The 19987-nt window shown below is 46.4% G+C and carries 23 protein-coding genes; 19 read left to right on the plus strand and 4 right to left on the minus strand.

What is annotated here, in order from left to right; genetic code table 11:
* Positions 1-38 precede the first annotated feature (38 nt).
* Positions 39-425, minus strand: coding sequence for a cytochrome C oxidase subunit II (locus WFI24_RS10835; RefSeq protein ID WP_336760648.1), 387 nt, complete (start codon positions 423-425; stop codon positions 39-41).
* 217 nt (positions 426-642) lie between these two features.
* Positions 643-1002, minus strand: a complete 360-nt coding sequence (locus tag WFI24_RS10840) for a phage holin family protein (protein WP_036610114.1) — start codon at positions 1000-1002, stop codon at positions 643-645.
* Between the two features lie 187 nt (positions 1003-1189).
* On the opposite strand from WFI24_RS10840, the gene WFI24_RS10845 reads away from it, so the two are divergent.
* The 4 genes from WFI24_RS10845 (at position 1190) to WFI24_RS10860 (ending at position 6079) form a co-directional block, all read left to right on the plus strand.
* Complete coding sequence (locus WFI24_RS10845; protein ID WP_336760651.1) at positions 1190-3556, plus strand: endonuclease MutS2; 2367 nt, start codon at positions 1190-1192, stop codon at positions 3554-3556.
* Positions 3557-3606: 50 nt separating this feature from the next.
* Positions 3607-4047: a DUF350 domain-containing protein gene (locus tag WFI24_RS10850; protein ID WP_336760652.1), complete on the plus strand. Its 441-nt coding sequence runs from the start codon at positions 3607-3609 to the stop codon at positions 4045-4047.
* 120 nt (positions 4048-4167) lie between these two features.
* Positions 4168-4734, plus strand: a complete 567-nt coding sequence (locus WFI24_RS10855) for a hypothetical protein (protein ID WP_336760654.1) — start codon at positions 4168-4170, stop codon at positions 4732-4734.
* Positions 4735-4864: 130 nt separating this feature from the next.
* Positions 4865-6079 carry an MFS transporter gene (locus WFI24_RS10860; protein ID WP_145319828.1) on the plus strand — a complete coding sequence of 405 codons (1215 nt, stop codon included), beginning with the start codon at positions 4865-4867 and terminating at the stop codon, positions 6077-6079.
* Between the two features lie 96 nt (positions 6080-6175).
* On the opposite strand, the gene WFI24_RS10865 is transcribed toward WFI24_RS10860, so the two are convergent.
* Positions 6176-7396, minus strand: a complete 1221-nt coding sequence (locus tag WFI24_RS10865) for an NAD(P)/FAD-dependent oxidoreductase (protein ID WP_336760657.1) — start codon at positions 7394-7396, stop codon at positions 6176-6178.
* Between the two features lie 97 nt (positions 7397-7493).
* Here WFI24_RS10865 and WFI24_RS10870 point away from each other — a divergent pair, with 97 nt between their 5' ends.
* The 7 genes from WFI24_RS10870 to WFI24_RS10900 all read left to right on the plus strand — a co-directional run bounded on the left by WFI24_RS10870 (position 7494) and on the right by WFI24_RS10900 (position 11746).
* A complete protein-coding gene (locus WFI24_RS10870; RefSeq protein WP_047842262.1) occupies positions 7494-7727 on the plus strand; it encodes a hypothetical protein in 234 nt (77 codons plus the stop codon).
* Between the two features lie 45 nt (positions 7728-7772).
* Positions 7773-8168, plus strand: coding sequence for a spore coat protein (locus tag WFI24_RS10875; RefSeq protein WP_336760661.1), 396 nt, complete (start codon positions 7773-7775; stop codon positions 8166-8168).
* 158 nt (positions 8169-8326) lie between these two features.
* Entirely contained in the window at positions 8327-8827 is a 501-nt protein-coding gene (locus WFI24_RS10880) for an Lrp/AsnC family transcriptional regulator (RefSeq protein WP_024628343.1), read from the plus strand.
* 13 nt (positions 8828-8840) lie between these two features.
* Entirely contained in the window at positions 8841-10049 is a 1209-nt protein-coding gene (locus WFI24_RS10885) for an aminotransferase class I/II-fold pyridoxal phosphate-dependent enzyme (protein ID WP_169478824.1), read from the plus strand.
* Between the two features lie 175 nt (positions 10050-10224).
* The gene (locus WFI24_RS10890; protein ID WP_186327769.1) at positions 10225-10446 is read left to right on the plus strand and encodes an aspartyl-phosphate phosphatase Spo0E family protein; all 222 of its coding nucleotides are present in this window, start codon (positions 10225-10227) and stop codon (positions 10444-10446) included.
* 168 nt (positions 10447-10614) lie between these two features.
* Positions 10615-11166, plus strand: a complete 552-nt coding sequence (locus tag WFI24_RS10895; RefSeq protein WP_336760665.1) for a hypothetical protein — start codon at positions 10615-10617, stop codon at positions 11164-11166.
* A gap of 37 nt (positions 11167-11203) precedes the next feature.
* On the plus strand, positions 11204-11746 hold the full coding sequence (locus WFI24_RS10900; RefSeq protein ID WP_336760666.1) for a bifunctional adenosylcobinamide kinase/adenosylcobinamide-phosphate guanylyltransferase: 543 nt from the start codon (positions 11204-11206) through the stop codon (positions 11744-11746).
* A gap of 108 nt (positions 11747-11854) precedes the next feature.
* On the opposite strand, the gene WFI24_RS10905 is transcribed toward WFI24_RS10900, so the two are convergent.
* Positions 11855-12466, minus strand: a complete 612-nt coding sequence (locus tag WFI24_RS10905) for a DedA family protein (protein WP_336760667.1) — start codon at positions 12464-12466, stop codon at positions 11855-11857.
* Between the two features lie 148 nt (positions 12467-12614).
* Here WFI24_RS10905 and WFI24_RS10910 point away from each other — a divergent pair, with 148 nt between their 5' ends.
* The 8 genes from WFI24_RS10910 to WFI24_RS10945 all read left to right on the plus strand — a co-directional run bounded on the left by WFI24_RS10910 (position 12615) and on the right by WFI24_RS10945 (position 19942).
* On the plus strand, positions 12615-13190 hold the full coding sequence (locus tag WFI24_RS10910) for a cob(I)yrinic acid a,c-diamide adenosyltransferase (protein WP_336760669.1): 576 nt from the start codon (positions 12615-12617) through the stop codon (positions 13188-13190).
* Positions 13187-14170, plus strand: coding sequence for an RluA family pseudouridine synthase (locus WFI24_RS10915; RefSeq protein WP_336760671.1), 984 nt, complete (start codon positions 13187-13189; stop codon positions 14168-14170). The genes WFI24_RS10910 and WFI24_RS10915 overlap by 4 nt, the downstream gene beginning before the upstream one ends.
* A gap of 417 nt (positions 14171-14587) precedes the next feature.
* Entirely contained in the window at positions 14588-14953 is a 366-nt protein-coding gene (locus WFI24_RS10920) for an arsenate reductase family protein (protein ID WP_145319805.1), read from the plus strand.
* Positions 14954-15091: 138 nt separating this feature from the next.
* Entirely contained in the window at positions 15092-15985 is an 894-nt protein-coding gene (locus tag WFI24_RS10925) for a 5'-3' exonuclease (RefSeq protein WP_017689620.1), read from the plus strand.
* A complete protein-coding gene (locus tag WFI24_RS10930; RefSeq protein WP_336760674.1) occupies positions 15982-17097 on the plus strand; it encodes a phosphodiester glycosidase family protein in 1116 nt (371 codons plus the stop codon). Before WFI24_RS10925 ends, WFI24_RS10930 begins: the two co-directional genes overlap by 4 nt.
* A 30-nt stretch (positions 17098-17127) precedes the next feature.
* Entirely contained in the window at positions 17128-17814 is a 687-nt protein-coding gene (locus WFI24_RS10935; RefSeq protein WP_336760676.1) for an MOSC domain-containing protein, read from the plus strand.
* A gap of 72 nt (positions 17815-17886) precedes the next feature.
* Positions 17887-18765, plus strand: coding sequence for an ROK family protein (locus WFI24_RS10940; RefSeq protein WP_336760678.1), 879 nt, complete (start codon positions 17887-17889; stop codon positions 18763-18765).
* A gap of 175 nt (positions 18766-18940) precedes the next feature.
* Complete coding sequence (locus WFI24_RS10945) at positions 18941-19942, plus strand: HRDC domain-containing protein (protein ID WP_336760680.1); 1002 nt, start codon at positions 18941-18943, stop codon at positions 19940-19942.
* Positions 19943-19987: the final 45 nt, after the last annotated feature.

Genomic DNA, 19987 nt, shown 5'->3' on the forward strand with positions numbered 1-19987 from the left:
GGAGCTCCCGTCGCTGCGGGGGCTCCTTGTCTTGAATACTATTCTTCAACGATAATTTTGGAGATCATGCTGCTGTGTCCGGAACCACAGAAGACCGAACAGGACATTTCAAATTCACCGACTTTGTCCGGGGTGATCACTTTGGAACTATTTCTGGTGTCGAGCGTAAGATTCAGCTCAGGCACGAGAATACCGTGGTTTCCGTTTACATTTTCATAAACAATCTTAACCGGGACACCTTTTTTAAGATGGTACTCGGGTTGATCAAATTTGTAGTTGCTTGCCTTGATGACCAGTTCTTCACTGGCTGTAACGCCAGCATCCGATCCGTTACTGTCAGAGTCTGCGGACTGATTCGCTCCTCCGCATGCAGCGAGGACCAGAATTAACATACAGGCAGCAAGCCATGCTATGCCTTTCTTCATCATGTGCCTCCTTAGGGTAATATGGGTAAAATGTGAATGATTGCTCCAGTCATCATACCGCAATATGTGGATGCCTGTACACGTGGCGTATGTCGTTTTTTTGAAAACTGTATGTGTTTGTTGCACTATCGTTATGGCCCGAATGAAATAAACCTCTTCCGGCACAGGCCTTCAGAGGTTTAGGAGTATTCATGTACACGAAAAGGAGAAACTGATATTAGCTTTTGGAGCTTCGTCCGGCATCAAAAGGGGTGGAAACCGGAATGAAGAGATCGATAATCCCGATAACCAGGGCGGCCAAGATGGCACCGAGCAGGCTGACCTCAACATGATCGACAACATATTGACCTAGCCAAATCACCAGTGCGCTAACGATAAATCCGACAATACCGCGACCAAAGGGGTTGACCCTTTTGCCGAAGATACCTTCAACGATCCAGCCGAGCAGGGCAATAACGAGAGCAAGCAACAGAGCGCTCCAGAAGCCTCCAACGGCGAATCCGGGAACGATCCAGCTGACCACCATTAAAACAATTGCGGCGATAACAAATCGCACAACATGTCCCAGAAAATTCATGGTGTTTACCTCCTTTTATTCGGATTGAACTGAGCAGGGTATCTCTAAGGCTTTGGAGAGGTTGCACAATCCTGACACCTGTAGTTTGTGGTGCTATGGTTGAAGTTATGTGTGGAAGGATTCGTTAAATAGCGCAAGAAAGTTTCTTTCGATATAATACAGATATAGTTTGGAAGGAGTTGTACACTTGGACACGAAAATTTTACACACACTGGAATATCACAAGATTTTAAATACATTGCTTAGCTTTGCCCAAACTACAATGGGCAAAAAGAAAGCGGAGCAACTTGAACCGATCAGTGAACTTGAAGAAGTAAAACGGTTGCTGCAGCAAACCGATGAAGCATTCACATTTGATCGTCTGAAAGGTTCGCCGTCTTTTGGAGGGATTGTAGATATTACGGCCTCGATCAAACGTGCTGAAATTGGAGGAACGCTTAATCCTCACGAACTTTTGGGAATATCCAATACAACCTTTGCTGCACGACGATTGAAACGCCTGATTGCCACAGTGCATGAAGATGAGACGATTGATTCCTTGTTTTATATCAGTGATCAATTGTCAGAGCAAAAAGCGCTTGAGGATACCATCAAAATCTGTATCGACGATAATGCAGAAGTTGCCGACAGTGCAAGCGTAACGCTAGCGCAGATTCGTCGTGAGCTGAGAGGCGGAGAAGCACGGATTCGCGAGAAACTGGATTCCATGATTCGATCCTCTACCGTATCCAAGATGTTGCAGGATCAGCTCATTACGATCAGGGGAGACCGTTTTGTTATCCCGGTGAAAGCCGAATATCGTTCGTACTTCGGAGGGATTGTGCATGATCAATCCGGTTCAGGTGCGACATTGTTCATTGAGCCTGAATCCATTGTTGCGATGAACAACAAATTGCGCGAGACCCGGATTCGGGAGGAGCGCGAAATAGAAATTATTTTGCAGAAATTGACGGCACTTGTTAGTGAACAGGGAGAATGGCTGCTGTATGATGTCGACTTGCTGGGCTCTCTTGATTTTATCTTTGCCAAGGCACGCCTGGCTCGTGAGCTGAAAGCAACGTTGCCACGCATGAATGACCGCGGATTCCTGAAGCTCAAGAAAGGCCGTCATCCGCTGATTCCGATTGAAAATGTGGTCCCAATTGACATAGAGCTAGGCAATGATTACACATCCATCATCGTGACAGGTCCAAATACCGGTGGTAAGACGGTAACGCTCAAAACAATTGGATTGCTGAGCCTGATGGCAATGTCCGGCCTATTCGTTCCGGCAGAGGATGGCAGTCAGCTATGTGTATTTGATGCGATCTACGCCGATATTGGTGACGAGCAGAGTATTGAGCAGAACCTGAGTACCTTCTCCAGTCATATGACGAACATCATTCGTATTCTGAAGAATATGACACCGAAAAGCTTGGTATTGCTCGATGAACTTGGAGCAGGAACAGATCCGGCTGAAGGTTCCGCACTGGCGATCTCTATGCTGGAGCATATGCACCGGACGGGATGTCGCATGGTTGCAACTACCCATTACAGTGAACTGAAAGCATACGCATATGAGCGTAAGGGCGTCATTAATGCCAGCATGGAATTTGACATTAATACATTGAGTCCAACCTATCGCCTTCTGGTGGGTGTACCTGGGCGAAGTAATGCATTTGCCATTGCAGAGCGTCTGGGGCTGCCGGGTTATATTCTCGACTACGCTCGTGGCGAAGTGAAGGAAGAGGATCAACGGATCGAGCATATGATTGCTTCTCTTGAAGAGAACCGACTTACGGCAGAGCAAGAGCGTGAGAAGGCGGAGAGCTTGCGTCAGGATATGGAGAAATTACGCAGTCGTCACCAGTCTGAACTGGAAAAGCTGGAACAGCAGCGTGATCGTCGGATTGAAAAAGCGGAAGAAGATGCACGGAGCATTGTGGACAAGGCTCGTGCGGAAGCGGAGAAGATTATAGCAGACCTTCGCCAATTGGCTATGGAGGAAGGTGCTTCCGTGAAGGAGCACAAACTCATTGCTGCCCGCAAACAGCTGGATGAAGCTGAACCGGAGAAACGCAGAAAAACCGTCAAGAAGACGGCATCAGCACCGAAGACTCGTGCCATCGGTCCTGGTGATGAAGTGCTGGTCTATAGTTTGAATCAAAAAGGCCATGTTGTGGAGATGTCGGGTAGCAAAGACGCGATGGTGCAGCTGGGGATTATGAAAATGAAAGTATCCCTGGATGATTTGGAATTGCAGCAATCGGCTCCCGCAGCCAAACCGAAACAAAAACCGGTAACTGGCATGAAACGCACGCGTGATGACAATGTGAAGAGTGAACTGGATCTGCGTGGTACCAACCTGGAAGAAGCCCTGATGGAAACAGATCGTTTCATTGATGAAGCTTTCCTCGCCAACCTGGGCCAGGTGTATATTATTCATGGTAAAGGTACAGGGATTTTGCGTTCCGGTATTCAGGATTACCTGCGTAAGCATAAACATATTAAAAGTTACCGGCTGGGCAATTACGGAGAAGGCGGGAACGGTGTGACCGTCGCAGAATTGGAATAGCCGGACCATGAATCAATGATATTCTGCGGCCTTATTCATGAAGGTCGCAGATGGGGAAAGGGGAACGGTGCGTGAAAGAAAGCATTGACCAATTGCTGTCTCATCCCTTGGGGATGGTACTCGGTTTTTTCTCGGTAGCGATTATGGAGCTGCTTGTATTTCTGGCTTGCTTCGAACTGGTGACCAAATATAAATGCTGGACAGAGATCAAGAAGGGCAATGCGGCCGTTGCCATGGCAACAGGAGGCAAGATCTTCGGGATTTGTAACGTACTTCGTTTCTGCATACAGGCTAAATCTTCGGTATATGAAGCCATGACGTGGTCGTTTGTCGGATTCATCCTTCTGCTCGTTGCCTATTTTTTGTTCGAATTCCTGACGCCCGTGTTCTCCATTGATAAGGAGATCGAAGCGGATAACCGAGCTGTTGGATTGATATCCATGATTATTTCCGTCTCATTGTCGTTTGTTATTGGCGCGAGTATTATCTAGGGGGACCGGTCATGAAGATATTGATACGGATTCTGTTTGCGGCATCAATTGTGTTCTTTGCCATCGGTGTCATCTATGTGATGAATACATGATTATTTGAAAGAGAAAGGTTGATTTAATATGGAAACAACAGTATGCCCTTGGTGTCACACGGAGATTGTATGGGATGAGGAACTCGGTCCTGAAGAAGAGTGTCCATACTGCCACAATGAATTGAAGGGATATCGTACGCTCAACATTGACATCGGAGATGAAGAGCAAGATGAAGTTGAAGACGACATTTATGATGTGGATCAGGCAAACGATGATAAACAGACTACGGATCTTTCAGATCTGTGGGGGGATGAAGTCGAGCTTAAACTTCCTGAGTTGCGAACGTTAACCAAATACGCGGATGAAGGTAATGACCTGATTCAATATGAACAAGGTGTTCAGAAGCAACTTGATCATCAGGAAGAAGTACCGGAGTGCCCGAATTGTCGGGAATTCATGATTCTCGCTGGCACTCAAGCTGCAACGGAGGATAACTTTACTTCAGTTGCTAACGCAGCTTCGGGTGAAGGCTCCTTACTGTCACCACCATTCACGGTACAAACTTATGTGTGCTCGGGATGTTTCCAAGTTCAATATAGTCTGTCTGAGAATGACCGCTTGCGTCTGATTAAGAACCTGAGTGCGCATAAATAGATAGCATTCGGAAATGCATACCAATTTCAAAGTAATCCTGAAGATTCATCATGTTTTCCTCCAGCTTGGGGCACGTTAACCCTAAGACCTACCTGTAAACAGTTCACTTCAGGTGGATAAGGAGGAGCAGATGAAGATTACTTTAGGCCGACAATCCATTCTGCTTTTGGGCGTGAATGGATTGTTTGCGTTAGCCGGAGCGCTGTCGGGAACCTTTTTGAATGTGTTTCTGTGGAAAAGCCGTCCGGATTATGCCATGTTGGGTTGGTTCACAATCAGTCAGCAATTGGCCATTGGACTCACGTTCTGGCTTGCTGGCAAATGGGTCAAGGAACACAATAAAATGAGTGCTTTACGACTGGGTACTGCGCTGTCCGGCCTTTTCTATATGGTTGTCCTCTGGGCTGGTTCCAGAGCTGTAGACTGGATTTGGCCTCTGGGCATACTCCTGGGGTGTTCTCTGGGGCTATTCTGGATCGCATTTAATGTCGTGTATTTTGAAATAACGGATCGGGAAAACAGAGATCTATTCAATGGCTGGGTCGGATTACTTGGCTCGATGACAGGAATTATAGGTCCATGGTTCTCCGGTCTGATTATTACCCGAATGGCGGATAATACAGGGTATCGACTCATATTTACGGTATCACTCGTCATTTATGTTATCGCGGTAGTCTTTAGTTTTTTTCTCAAAAAGAGAAAGGTAAGCGGAACATACCGCTGGTCCGAGCCTTGGATACAGTTATCCAAACCGGATAGTCCCTGGAGGACCTTGGCTTTGGGTTTGTTCGCTCAGGGTGCGCGTGAAGGTGTTTTTGCCTTTTTGATTGCACTGCTTGTATACGTGGCCACTGCACAGGAGTATAAATTGGGACAGTTCTCACTCATCACTTCTGCTGTAGCATTACTAAGTTATTGGGCAGTGGGGAAATGGTTTAAACCACAGTATAGATCAAGAGGCATGTTCATTGGAGCTCTGATTCTGCTGATTGTGCTGATTCCTCTTCTGTGGAAAGTGACCTATGTTACGCTGTTAATCGTGGGGATTGGAAGTGCAGTCGCGATGCCATTGTATATTTTACCTATGATATCAGCGGGATTCGACATGATGGGTACAAGTGGCGAAAATGTGGAGAAAAGGGTTGAACTTGTCGTATTGAGAGAGTTATGTCTGATGGGTGGCCGACTTTTCGGGTTGACCATATTTATTGTAACGGTCATGAATACTCCGTCCCTGCGCATGTTAACTTGGCTTATTATCGTTCTGGGTGCGTTCCCGCTGATCGGCTGGTTCTTTATGCGTAAATTATTGAAGCGGCCGGAAGGTCAAGAGTCGGCGGGCTAGAAGCCTTTCAATATATAAACAGGGTACAATGCAGGGAAAGAGAGAACTTTCCTTGTACTGTACCCTGTTTGTATTTGTATTGGTTCATATAGTTGGTTATGCAGGAGATGGTTTACTTGTACGTGTAAGTGAGAATAGATCCATATCAGGGTTCTGCTTGCCCGTAATGGCATCCACAATCAGAGAGGCAGCAATCATACTGTACACGGTACCGTTGCCTCCATACCCTTCAACAAAGTACGAATTCGGATAATCTGGATGTGGACCGATAAACGGAAGACCATCATGGGTACTGCCAAATACAGCTTCCCAAGCGTAATCGACTTCGAGATCAGGTAATGGAAAATACTCGGCAATCTTCTGTAACAAAATCTCACCTTTATGAACCGCCTTGATCGCCCGTTGTTCTTCTCGAGGACGATTCTCATCAAGTCCACCAGCCATTATTCTTCCGTCTGGAGTCGTACGCATATATAGATAAGGTCGTTCGGTCTCCCATATCATGCACTGCTTATACCAGCTGCTTAGATCCTGTACTGGCTTGGTAGCTATAGCATATGTGCTTATCAGGTATGCGCCTCTGTCTTTTTTGATTTCTTGTGTTTCATAGCCTGTTGAGAAAATAACATGTTTGGCACGTACAGTGCCATGAGGTGTGTAACATAGGACACCATTTCCATCGTAATCACAGTGGGTGAATTCACTATGAGCATAGACTTTAGCTCCTTGACGTGAGGCTGAGTGGAATAGTGAATGAACCAAACGATAAGGATTTACCTCAGCATCCCCGCTTGTGTATAGTGCAGCGCGTCTGCTGAACGGGAACAGTGCACTGATTTTTTCCTGATCCCACAGCTCTACATCAAATCCATAATGTTTCAGGTTACGATATTCTTCCTCCAGCAACGGTACATCTTCCTCGTGACTGGCGCAATACAGACTTGTGCGAGGCACAAACCAAGGATCAATCTCAAGCTTCGATGAAATTTTTTCGAGATGTTGCATGGCATCACGGCATAATTCGTAGAATCGAACACCGCGTTCTTCTCCAAATGTCTGGATACAAGAGGTGAGCGTTTTGTCGTTCGCATATTGGAGCAGGCCCATATTTGCCATGCTGCTGCCATGACCGATATCTCTTTTGTCAATAACAACGGTATCAATCCCCTGATCTATCAGAAGCTTGGCAGAGAGTGCGCCTCCTATTCCACCGCCGATGATTAGGCAATCACAGGACAGATTTTCTTTCAAAACAGGATAATGGGGATGGGAATCAAAGGTGGTTGGCCAAAACGTTTCCCCGTTAATAAGTTCCACAATTAATCACCTCTGTAGAATGTAGTTGAAGTATACTTTTTCAGGTTAGGGTAACAATAAATTCGCAATAACTTTAGGTTAAGGAGGTCAGACATACATGCAAAATTCACAAATGCAAGCACTGAGCCCCAAGGAACTGAACTATATCGCGGATTCAATTTCCAATGAGGAAATGTTAATTAAACAATGTGCAGCTACAGCCTCCATCACACATAATCCGCAAATTCAACAGGCGCTGAATCATTATGTTCGCTCACATGAGCAGCATCTGAATACTCTTGTCAATGCGTTACAGCAACATCAATCTCTTGCACCAGCGCAATCCCAGTAAAGCTCAAAACACGACAAGTTATTCCAAAGCATAGGAGGAAAATAAGTGTACACTCAATCTTTGTCATCTGGTGGGAATTTTATGCAAGAACAAGATTTGTTGAAGTCGATTCTTGCAGATTTAAGACGAACCTCACGTGAATATACAACAGCAACTACTGAATCTTCCTGTCCCACAACTCGTAGAATGTTCAATGAGTTAACGAACGATACATTAAGATTGCAAGGTGAATTGTTCAATCTGATGCAACAAAACAACATGTATTCCGCTTCATCCAAAGCACTTCGTCAGGATGTGGACAAACAAATCCAGTTTGCACAACAGACCCAACAGAAGTGTCAGCAATTCATTCAAGAAAAGAACACGCAGAACAGTTCATATAGCCAAGCTCCTAATGTGCCTCAGCATCAGCCGAATTACGGTAACCCTTATTACATGTAACCCGTGTATAAGAGGTTTGAGCACCTACGATCCAGGACCATACCACCGCTTGCCTGAATTCAGGGCAGGCGGTCTTTTGTCTTTGCATCAACGTTAAATTCATGTAATATAAGTATTAATTCATTTTCAGGAACCTGGATGACGCTGGAGGGAAAACCATGAAAGATTTGAACGATCTGCAATTAAAAGTTCTGGATCTTCTAAAGGAAGACGCGAGAAGGACTCCCGCACTGCTGTCGACGCTGCTGGGGGAGTCGGAAGACAAGATCAAGAACGCCGTGGCACAGCTTGAACAAGACCACGTCATCGTGAAATACGCAACCGTCGTGAACTGGAGTAAAATAGATGATGAGAAAGTAACGGCCCTGATTGAGGTGCAGATTACGCCGGAGCGTGGTCGTGGCTTTGAAGGAATTGCTGAGCGCATTTATCTATACCCGCAAGTGAAGTCCGTATATCTCATGTCAGGCGCATACGATCTGCTCGTTGAAGTGGAAGGTGGCAACCTGCGTGAAGTCGCTAATTTCGTGTCGGAGAAACTGTCTCCGATTGACTCTGTACTTTCAACCAAAACGAATTTTATTCTTAAAAAATATAAGCAGGACGGGATTATCTTTGAAGACCATCAGGAAGACAACCGTCTCATGATCTCGCCGTAAAGGAAGATGTGTCATGATAGTGAATGAACAGACAACCGGGAACAACAAGAATATGACATCTTATCTGGCACCTCTCGTGCAGCAGATACCTCCATCCGGAATTCGCAAATTTTTCGATCTGGTTGGTGACAACAAGGATATTATCACATTGGGCGTGGGTGAACCTGACTTTGTTACACCTTGGCATATGCGTGAAGCTTGTGTATACTCGCTGGAAAGAGGTATGACCAGCTATACATCCAACGCCGGCATGCCGAAGCTGAGAGAAGCCATCAGCGATTATCTGGATACGCAGTTTGATACCAAATATGATCCCAAGGATGAGATTATTGTTACCGTGGGTGGCAGTGAAGCGATTGATCTGGCTTTGCGCGCATTAATTGTACCTGGCGACGAAATTCTCATTCCTGAACCTTCGTACGTAGCTTATTCACCAATCGCTTCGATCGGTGGAGGAATACCGGTCGGTGTTGAAACCTATGCGAAAGATCAGTTCAAGCTAACGGCTGAAGCACTTGAAGCAGGCATCACACCGAAGTCGAAAGTGGTTATTCTGTGTTATCCGAGTAATCCAACAGGGGCCATCATGACCTATGAAGAGTGGCTGCCCATTGCTGAAGTGATCAAAAAGCATGATCTGATCGTGATTGCGGATGAAATATATGCTGAATTGACCTATACGCAAAAGCATGTCAGCTTTGCTGCTATTCCTGATATGAAGGAGCGGACCATTCTGGTAAGCGGATTTTCCAAAGCTTTTGCAATGACAGGCTGGCGGATTGGGTATATGTGTGGTCACCCTGAACTTATTGCAGCCATGCTTAAAATCCATCAGTATACGGTAATGTGTGCGCCGGCCATGGGCCAGGTTGCTGCACTTGAGGCATTGACGAATGGTTTGGGTGAGAAAGACCGGATGGTAGAATCGTATAATCAACGCAGACGTTTGATTGTGCAGGGATTCCGGGATATTGGACTTGACTGTCACGAACCTCAGGGAGCATTCTATGCATTCCCGAGTATTCAAAAGACAGGCATGAGTTCCGACCTGTTTGCCGAGCGATTGTTAACGGAGAATAAAGTTGCTGCTGTTCCTGGGAATGTTTTTGGTCCTCAGGGTGAAGGCTTCTTGCGTTGCTCGTATGCTACTTCCGTAACCCAATTGAATGAAGCATTGGAACGAATCGGAAACTTTGTTTACAAATTGCAAAAAGAGGGTTAATACTTTTTACACAGATATACATTTTATCATTGTAAAAAAATAACTTTCTTTTACAAAATATTGTGATATAATTTCAATTTGAAATAAGTTTTCATAATTTGGAAACCATTTTTCCAAGGAGGGGTTGGCTTTGTTTTGTGTTGAATATGATTTACCGACTAATCGTGGGCACTATCTGGCAGAAGGCGATCATGGCGACCGATGGTCGGTGAAACCTGATCACGCATCTTTGCATGACATTTCCTTGGAAGATGAGATTCATATGCTTCGTCGCAAGATGGAACAGATCTTCCTTGAAGAGAAATCATTCACATCCGATATTGTAATTGAAATCAGCAGTTTGCTGGATCTAAAGATTAATGAATACATGAAGGCTAACCCGATTAAAGGGAAATAACGTTTTCGCTGGATTTGAAACGTTTCGTTAATGGAGTTAGAAAAGGAGACCTGAGAGGGTCTTCTTTTTTGTGTGTAGAGCAAAGGATATCCCCCGATAAGCCAGGTTATTTTTTTGCGTGGAACAATTGTGATATATTGGACATAGGAGACTAAAGGGGGAACTGGAATGAAGAGATTTTGGGGGCTTACTGCGATCATTTCTGTTATTTTTTTGTTGGCTGGTTGTGGGGGGAAGGATGGATTTTCCGTTTTTATCATTGATAACCAAGGGAATCCATCTGTAATCTCGGAGCAGTTGCAGGCCAATCTGCAACAGAAACTGGGCGAGGAGCCCAAGGTGGAAGTGATCACCAGTGCGATGTATGATGTTCAGAAAATTATGGTAGAGTATGCGGCTGGGGGACATGATATCTTCATATTGCCTGAATCCGACATGAAACAATACGGAAGTAATGGTTCCAATGTTCCGCTTGATGATACCTTTGATCCCAAGAAGTATGAACGTGGTGTATTTGAAGGTGGGGTCTTAGTGGAGCAAGGTGAAGGAGAAGCAGGTTCAGATCTCAAGCAAGAATCACATCTTTACGGCATTCCACTCGAAGACATGAAGATGTTTAAAGATGTAGAATATGCTGCAAGTAATCTATTTGCCACCATTCCGGTATCAGCTTCCAATGTCGAAGAATCCAAAAAAGTGCTGAAGGCGCTAACAGAGTAAACGAAATACAGAATGGCTACGGAAGGAGGGAAGCGGATTGTTGATTACGGTCACAGGCGGCATAGGTAGTGGTAAAACCCGGTTTGCCCTCAAGTACGCAGCCGGGATTAGCCGGGAGGGCGTATATTTATCCACTGGTGATCATGATCCCGTTATTCCCGAATTGCCATCCGCTCATTATCGTGCCATTCATGCCGGGAACGGTCAGCATCTGACAGAGGTGATCACCCAGATTAATCGGGAATCCAATCTGTTTTTGGCGGATCAGCGAATTGTAATTGTAGACAGTCTTACCTCCTGGATGGCTGCCGGCTTCAGGGCCACAAAGGATCTGAATCAACAGCGTGCAGAGACACAGCTTTTGCTTGATGCATTATTGTCTTATCAGGGGAAGTTGCTTGTGATTACCAATGAAATGCATGGCACGTTGCATCCTACAGAGGAAGAACGAATATTTACAGCGAGAATGGCTTCGGTTAACCGGATGCTGCAGACACGTGCTGAAAAGATGTACATGCTGGTATCCGGTCTGGCTATCGATCTTAAGCGTCAGGGAATGCGAGATGAAGATGAACGGTAGCGAGATGAAGATGAACGGTAGCGAGATGACATAAACGGGTGATATGAAGAAGCCTCCTCGACCACGAAATGGTGGCAAGGAGGCTTTATTTATTGAGTCTGACATTATTTATTTCAGCTTTTTGCTACGTCTGATCCACCAGATAATACATCCGATAACAATGATGGCCAAAATAACATACACGATAATGGAATAGACGTCCATAAAGTGCAAAATGCTCTCCCATGATGCGCCGAGCGCAGCGCCAACAGAGACAAGAATAATATTCCATACCAATGTACCAATGGTTGTAAAGAGAAGGAATAAACCAAATTTCATGTTGGACATGCCTGCAGGAATGGAGATGAGACTACGGACAAGGGGAACCATTCGACAGAACAATACGGTCCACATGCCATATTTGTCAAACCATGCATCGACACGGTGAATATCCTCTTTTTTGATGCGCAGAACATGTCCCCAGCGTTCCACAATTTTTTCAAGGCGTTCGACGTCAATGAGTAGTCCAATGCCATACAGGAGCACAGCGCCAAGGACCGAGCCGATGGTAGCAGCAATAATAACACCTGGAAGGGTGAGACTGGTATAAGTGGTCATGAATCCGCCAAACGGCAAGATGATTTCAGATGGAATTGGGGGAAATACGTTCTCAAGAGCAATAATGAGTGCAATGCCTATGTAGCCGTATTGTTCCATGAAATCGGTTATCCAGTTTTGCATAATCGTCTCCTTTACTTTTGGTTTCCTTCGATTTGTCGTATACTCGGCAGAGCACACCAATTCTTATATACGTGTAAAGCGATAGACTGGTTTCTGAAAAAAAGGCATTCTCGTATTCATGATTAAATTAACAATTGGAGGGATCACGATGGGTATATATACACGAACAGGTGACGAAGGACAGACTTCGGTCATCGGTGGACGCGTCATCAAGGATGATGATCGAGTTGAGGCCTACGGTACGATTGATGAACTGAACTGTTTTGTCGGTCAGGCGATCAGTCTCATTGATTCTGCTCAAGGACAATTCGAAGATCTGCGTGAACACCTGCTGGAAGTTCAGCAGGAATTATTTGATTGCGGGTCCGATCTGGCCTTCGTGAAGATTAGTGAGACCAAATATAAGGTGAGAGATGAGATGGTCACACGTCTGGAACAATGGATTGACCAGTATGATGCAGAGAATCCAAAAGTGGAACGATTCATTATTCCTGGTGGCAGCCCGCTGTCTTCCGCCCTTCATGTGTGCCGTACCGTATGTCGCCGCGCAGAACGTCGCACGGTAACACTGGGACAACATACGGATATTAACCCGTCTGTCCGACGGTATCTAAACCGACTGTCTGATTATTTCTTTGTGGTTGCACGGACGGCCAATGCGAGACAACAGGTGGCCGATATTGAATATGTGCGGAGCAAAAAAGTATTCCGCCGCAAAGAATGAGCCACTACTATTCGCCGATTGTCTACACGGTGACCGAACAAGAGGATGGCTGGCTGCTGAAGACCGTGCTTCAGCGCCGGTTGCTGGTGTCGCGCAAGCTTTTATCCAAAATCAAGCTGACCGAGCAAGGTGTCATGCTTAATGGAGAACGTGTATACATTAGCGTCAAGGTAGCTGCGGGCGATGTCGTTGAAGTTCGGATGGAGCAAGAGGAATCAGATGATATATTGCCTGAACCTATTCCTTTTACCATTCTGTATGAAGACGAACACTTGCTTGTTGTAAACAAGGATGCGGGCATCATCGTTCATCCGACACATGGACACTATACAGGTACTTTGGCAAATGGCGTTGTTCATTACTGGAAATCCAAGAGCGAGCGCTTCCGGTTCAGACCGATTCATCGGCTTGATCAAGAGACGTCAGGAGTGCTAGCGATAGCCAAGAATCCCTATGTGCATCAGCATGTGTCTGAACAGATGATCGCGGGTACAGTAGACAAGAAATATATTGCACTTGTTCACGGCAGTCCTGTCCCGGAACAGGGAGCAGTGGATGGACCGATTGACCGCGATCCTGAAGAGCCACACCGCCGAATCGTAACACCTGATGGCTATGCTGCAAGAACGTTGTACACAACCTTAACACGTTGGTCAGGGGGCAGCGCCAGTGCGATAAGCCTCAAGCTGGAAAGCGGCAGAACCCATCAGATCCGGGTACATATGACGTCCATCGGCTGCCCATTGATCGGTGATCGAATGTACAAGACACTACCGGTGCACGAGATCGATGAGCAGACCATGGCTGTTCGGGAGGGACGGGATAGCTGGATTGCACGTCAGGCATTGCATGCTTGTGAACTGACGTTTGAACATCCCATTCTACAGGAACGCATGACGTTCCAGGCTCCTTTTCCACCAGATATGGCCGCGCTTGAGAAGCGTTTGAATGATGAGGCAGCTCCCAGAGAAGAACTGTAGGAAGCTGCGATGAGGGACTTAGATCTGCACCTTGTGTCGCAGCTTTCTGCACGGCCTTTCCTGTTTGGAGTTCAACGCTGTTTGTCTTACCCTTGTGAGGGATGCTTAATGCACCCGAACAACATGCCGTATGCTAATCATTATGGTTTAATGTATTGATGTTTACCAATTTCATAATAAATCTGTTAACGTGTCCAAACTTTAAAATGCTTTTAAAGTGATTAAAGCAAAGTAGTAAAGTCTTGGTCCAAAAAATATAGCGAATGTGTGTTTTTGATCTCATTCGCCAAAGTCAGTAAAGTTGCATGGCGATGGTATCGATTTGGAGCGACTTTTGGATTTGCGAAGCAAACCAAGGGAAGCGAGAAGTCGAAACCGGAGCCACACGAAACCGGAGGCACACTAGGAGGACACAACATGAGTAACTTAAAAGTATATCAATATGCCAAATGCGGCACATGCCGCAAAGCTGTAAAATGGCTTGAAGCTCAAGGACACGAACTGGAGCTAATTCCTATTTTTGATACACCGCCATCGGAAGCGGAATTAACCGAGCTGATCCAACAGAGCGGACTGGAAGTGAAGAAGTTCTTTAATACGAGCGGGGAAGTATATAAAGAACAACAATTGAAGGACAAGCTGCCAGGCATGTCAGCTGATGAACAGATTCGTTTACTGGCTTCGAATGGTCGTCTGATCAAACGTCCAATCGTTACGGATGGAGAAAAGGTGACGGTTGGATTCAAGGAAGAAACGTATGAGCAGGAATGGAATAACGCATAAACTTGGTGATTATCGGCCTTGAATTGTTCAAAATTCAGGGCTTTTTTGGCTGAACGATGGTTGGCGGAACTATGCTATAATGATAGAATTAGTTTCGATATTTATATGCTAGATTTAGATAGGAGAGAACAAATTCAAGTGAATCAACGTAATGAACCTACTTTGTTGCTGGTAGACGGTATGGCGGTGTTGTTCCGTGCTTTTTATGCGACATCAGCAAGCGGATATATCAGACGTACAAAGGCAGGATTGCCTACCAACGCAGTCTACGGATTTATCCGTTATTTCTGGGATGCGGTTCAGACTTTTGGGCCAAGTCATGTTGTATGTTGTTGGGATATGGGCGGTAAGACGTTCCGCGGTGAAGAGTATGCAGCTTACAAAGGCAACCGGGCCGAAGCTCCGGATGACCTGATTCCCCAGTTTGCCCTGATCCGTGAAGTGATGGATAGCCTGGGTATTCCGAATATAGGTGCACAAGGATTCGAAGCCGACGATTGCATCGGAACGCTTGCGAAGTATTACACCGAAGAGACAGATATGAATGTAATGGTACTGACGGGTGACCATGACATGCTGCAACTGATTAATGACCGCACGAGTATCATTATTATGAAAAAAGGCCATGGCAACTACATGGTTTATAACCCTGAAACGCTCATGGCAGAGAAACAACTTACCCCTCGTCAAGTCATTGACATGAAGGGTCTAATGGGAGATGCCAGCGACAATTATCCCGGAGTACGGGGAATTGGTGAGAAAACAGCGTTGAAGCTTGTACAGGAGTACGGCTCTATCGAAGGGATTCTGAGCAACATGGACAAGCTTACCCCTTCCGTCCGTAACAAGATTGAGAATGATCTGGACATGCTTCATCTGTCCCGCAAACTGGCAGAAATTCATTGTGCTGTTCCGGTTGCCTGTGCACTGGATATCTGTGAATTGCGTCTTGATCCGGATATGGTGATGGACAAGTTTGAACAACTTGAGATGAAGAGCCTTGGCTCTTGGATGGGAGTGGCAATAGGGTGAGCAACAAGCAGAATGTACGAACAGGCAAAAAGTGGTGGACAGGGGCTATGGCCCTCGTCCTAGCCTTGCCCGTGATTCTTTCGGGAGCAGTAAGTGCGCCACAGACAGTGGATGCCAAAGCAGCAATTAGCACCAAAGTACAGAAAGTAAAAGCAGCAGGTCGCAATTTTACCGTGCAGACGGTTACGATTCCAAAAGGAACACCGGTTACTGTGGGACTGGCGAAGAAACAAGTTGGCCAGACGGCAACACTGCCATCGATTGTGAAAGCCTATGGCGCACAAGCAGCCATTAACGGAGCATTTTTTGAAGCATATAATGGAGCACCAGATCCATATGGCATGTTAATAGCAAATGGCAAGGTCATACATATTGGAAGATACGGAACATCCATCGGATTTAAGGAAGATGGCTCGGCGATTATGGATTCACTTCAGGTGAGCCTGACTGGTAAAGTGACAGATACGAAAGGCAAATCACGCAGTTGGTATGCGACCTTTATTAATCGAACACCTTCAGCGAATGCTAGCATTACAATGTTGTATACGCCTGAACGAGGTGCCACAGTCGGTTTCAAAGGTGGTACTGCGGTTGTCATGGAGAAGGGGATTGTGACCAAAAAGGTGCCAAACACCAATGTAGCGATTCCTAAGAATGGCTCGGTATTGGTCTTCACCGGCAATCAGAAGTCTTCTTCGGATCGTTTCACCGTTGGTTCAACCGTAGAAATGAATTATAAGTATACGAACGCAGCAGGCAAAGAGATCCCGTGGCAAGATGTAGTGACCGCTGTTGGAGCAGGACCACGTCTAGTGAAAGACGGTAAGGTAGCTGTAAATCCGGCGAGCGAAGGTTTCAAGGATGCCAAGATTCTTACCGCGTCCGGAGCCAGAAGTGGTATCGCCATCATGGCGGATGGTTCCGTAATGCTGGCTACTGTTTCCGGAGCGACAGTTAAGGAGTGGGCAGCGGTGATGCAGAAACTTGGTGCCAAACAGGCCATGAATCTGGATGGAGGTGCATCCTCAGGCATGTATGCCGGAGGTAAAATGCTGACTTCTCCGGGCCGACTCTTGAGTAATACGCTGGTATTTGGTGGCTCTGTGCGTTAAAAGAAAGGGATTATGGGAGGTATGATGCAAATGACACTCACATCTGATCAAAAGCGGGGGGAAGGCAACACAGCTGTTCTGGCCATTAATGTCGGAATGCCGCGGCCGCTCCCTGGGCAAAAGCGTGAAGTGATGAGCGGCATTGTGAAACATCCTGTATTCGGCGCGGTTTTCCTGTCATTCACTGGGATGACAGGGGATGCGCAGGCGGATCTGGTGCATCATGGCGGACCTGACAAGGCCGTTTGTGTATACGATTACAGTCGTTATCCGGCGCTGGAACAGCTGATGGATCGCAAGCTGGACTGGGGAGCTTGTGGTGAAAATTTGACGGTTGAGGGCTGTGCCGAAGAAGATGTGCGGATTGGTGATGTGTATGAGTTGGGCGAAGCTACCGTGCAGGTCAGTCAGCCCAGACAACCATGCTTCAAGCTGGGTGCGCGGTATGATTATAAGGAGCTACCTGTTTATTTTCAGGAGAGTGGACATACCGGCTTTTACTTTCGTGTACTGCAAGAAGGGGAGGTTCGGCCTTCATCGATATTTCGACGAATCAGCACCGATCCTTCATCCATGACGGTTCTTGAAGCTAATCGAATTATGCATCAGGGGAAAGAAGATGTGGAAGGTATTCAGGCACTGCTGGCCATTTCTGCACTGTCAGACAGCTGGAGGCAGACGTTAATGAAACGACTGTCCAAGCTGGAGATTGAGTAGCAGGGTAATTATAGTGTCATCCAGTGAGGAACGATCAATCCTTTTTTAAACTAACTTGGGAGTGTGACTAACATGACGATCTTAGGCGCGATTGAAGCAGGCGGAACCAAATTTGTATGTGGTATTGGCACTGAAAATGGAGAAGTTCTTGAGCGCGTAAGTTTTCCAACGACAACACCGGAAGAGACAATGGCTCAAGTGATTTCTTTTTTTGAAGGCAAAGGCATTGAAGCGCTAGGCGTAGGTTCATTTGGCCCGATTGACCCGATTGAAGGAAGCCCAACGTATGGTTATATCACAACAACACCCAAACCACATTGGGGACAGTATAACCTGATTGGCAAGCTCAAGGAGCATTTTGATGTACCGATGACATTTGATACGGATGTGAATGGTGCGGCACTTGGAGAAGCAACCTGGGGCGCTGCACAAGGTCTTGAGAGCTGTCTGTATATCACTGTGGGCACAGGTATTGGTGCAGGCGCTGTGGTCGGCGGTAAAATGGTCCATGGATTGTCTCATCCAGAGATGGGACATATCATTGTACGCAGACATCCGGAGGATACATACGAGGGTTTCTGTCCGTATCATGGGGATTGCCTCGAAGGTCTTGCAGCTGGCCCGGCCATTAACAAACGTTGGGAGCAACCGGCTTATGAGCTGCCTGCAGATCATAAAGCATGGGAGATCGAAGCACATTACCTGGCACATGCACTGATGAATTATGTTCTAATTCTCTCTCCGCAGAAAATCGTAATGGGTGGCGGAGTAATGAAGCAGGAGCATCTGTTCCCGATGGTTCGTAGCAAACTGCAGGAGTTGCTTGCTGGATACGTTCAGCATCCAGCACTTCAATCTGACATTGACCAGTATGTTGTTTCACCAGGACTTGGTGACAATGCAGGGCTGTGTGGTTCGCTAGCACTTGCTAAGTTGGCATTGAATATCTAGAACAATAAAAGATTGACGAAATTTACCATTGTGGTATGATATGGGCAACAGCATAGCACGGTTAATGAGGAAGCACCTCTCTTGCATGGATTTTGCAGGAGAGGTGTTTTTTGTGCTGCCTGTAGGTAGCATATCTAACTCGTATAGGCTGAATATTCAAAGGGAGGGAACGGAAATGGAAGTCATTTTTATGAACAGATTGTCCAGAATGTCAGATCAGAACGCAGAGTATGCGCAGCTATGGATTGGGGAAGAGGAAGATGGCTGGCAGCTGGGATGGAGCCGCTATGAGGAAGGGGAGCGAGAGGACAGCATCTGGTACGAAGGAACTTCTTGGGAGGAACTGCTTCATATCTACCGTCATCAGCTTGCCATACAGATGAGCGAAGGATACCGACCGCAGCTGCAGGGTTTATTTCACGAGAATGATGATCTGAAGTCACGCAGTTATGGTGGTCAGCGGCTCCATTGCTACAGTGAACTATACGGCAATGAGCAGTTATATACGGATCTGTGCACGTGGCGCAGGAAGAGAGCTGTATCTGACCGGAAGGCACCCTATTTTATTGCAACGAACCGTCTGCTGCGTTTGATCAGTGCCTTTGTTCCGCAATCGATGGATGAACTCATGCAACTGCCTGGCGTAGGGGAGAGCAAAGCGACCGAGTATGGTATGGAGTGGATGGAGATTACGAATGGGTTGGAGCGTTCAACTACGTTCCCGCTGGACTGGGTATACACGGCTCTGAAGGAAGAAGAATATGAAAGCTGGTTATACAAGCAGAGAGAGCAGAAGTACAAGCAGGAACTCGACAAGTTCACCACGCGTAAGCAGGTGCTTGAGGGCATGAAGGACGGGCATACGTTAGAAGAGATTGTTAATCGATCCGGATTATCCCGACGTGAATTGATTGAGCTGTTGGAGACACTGGATCTTGAAGGTTATGACACCGATTGTCTTCTGGATGTGGAGCTGGCAGTTATGCCAGAGAACGAACAAGAGGCCGTGTGGAGTGCGTATGAGGAGCTGGGAGATACGTTCCTGAAGCCGGTATTACATAAAGTGTATGGAGGAGAGAAGCCCGACGGAGGAAGTCTGGAGCAGGTCTATGAAAGACTGCGCATGATTCGAATCCGCTTTCGTCGGCACGCAGAGACAGAGCGGCATGTTGGTTAATGATCGGAAATGAAAAAAAGACGAGGCGTTCCTCCAGAAGGAGCG

It is taken from the genome of Paenibacillus sp. USHLN196 (assembly GCF_037144955.1).
In the GTDB taxonomy this organism is placed as follows: Bacteria; Bacillota; Bacilli; order Paenibacillales; family Paenibacillaceae; genus Paenibacillus; species Paenibacillus xylanexedens_C.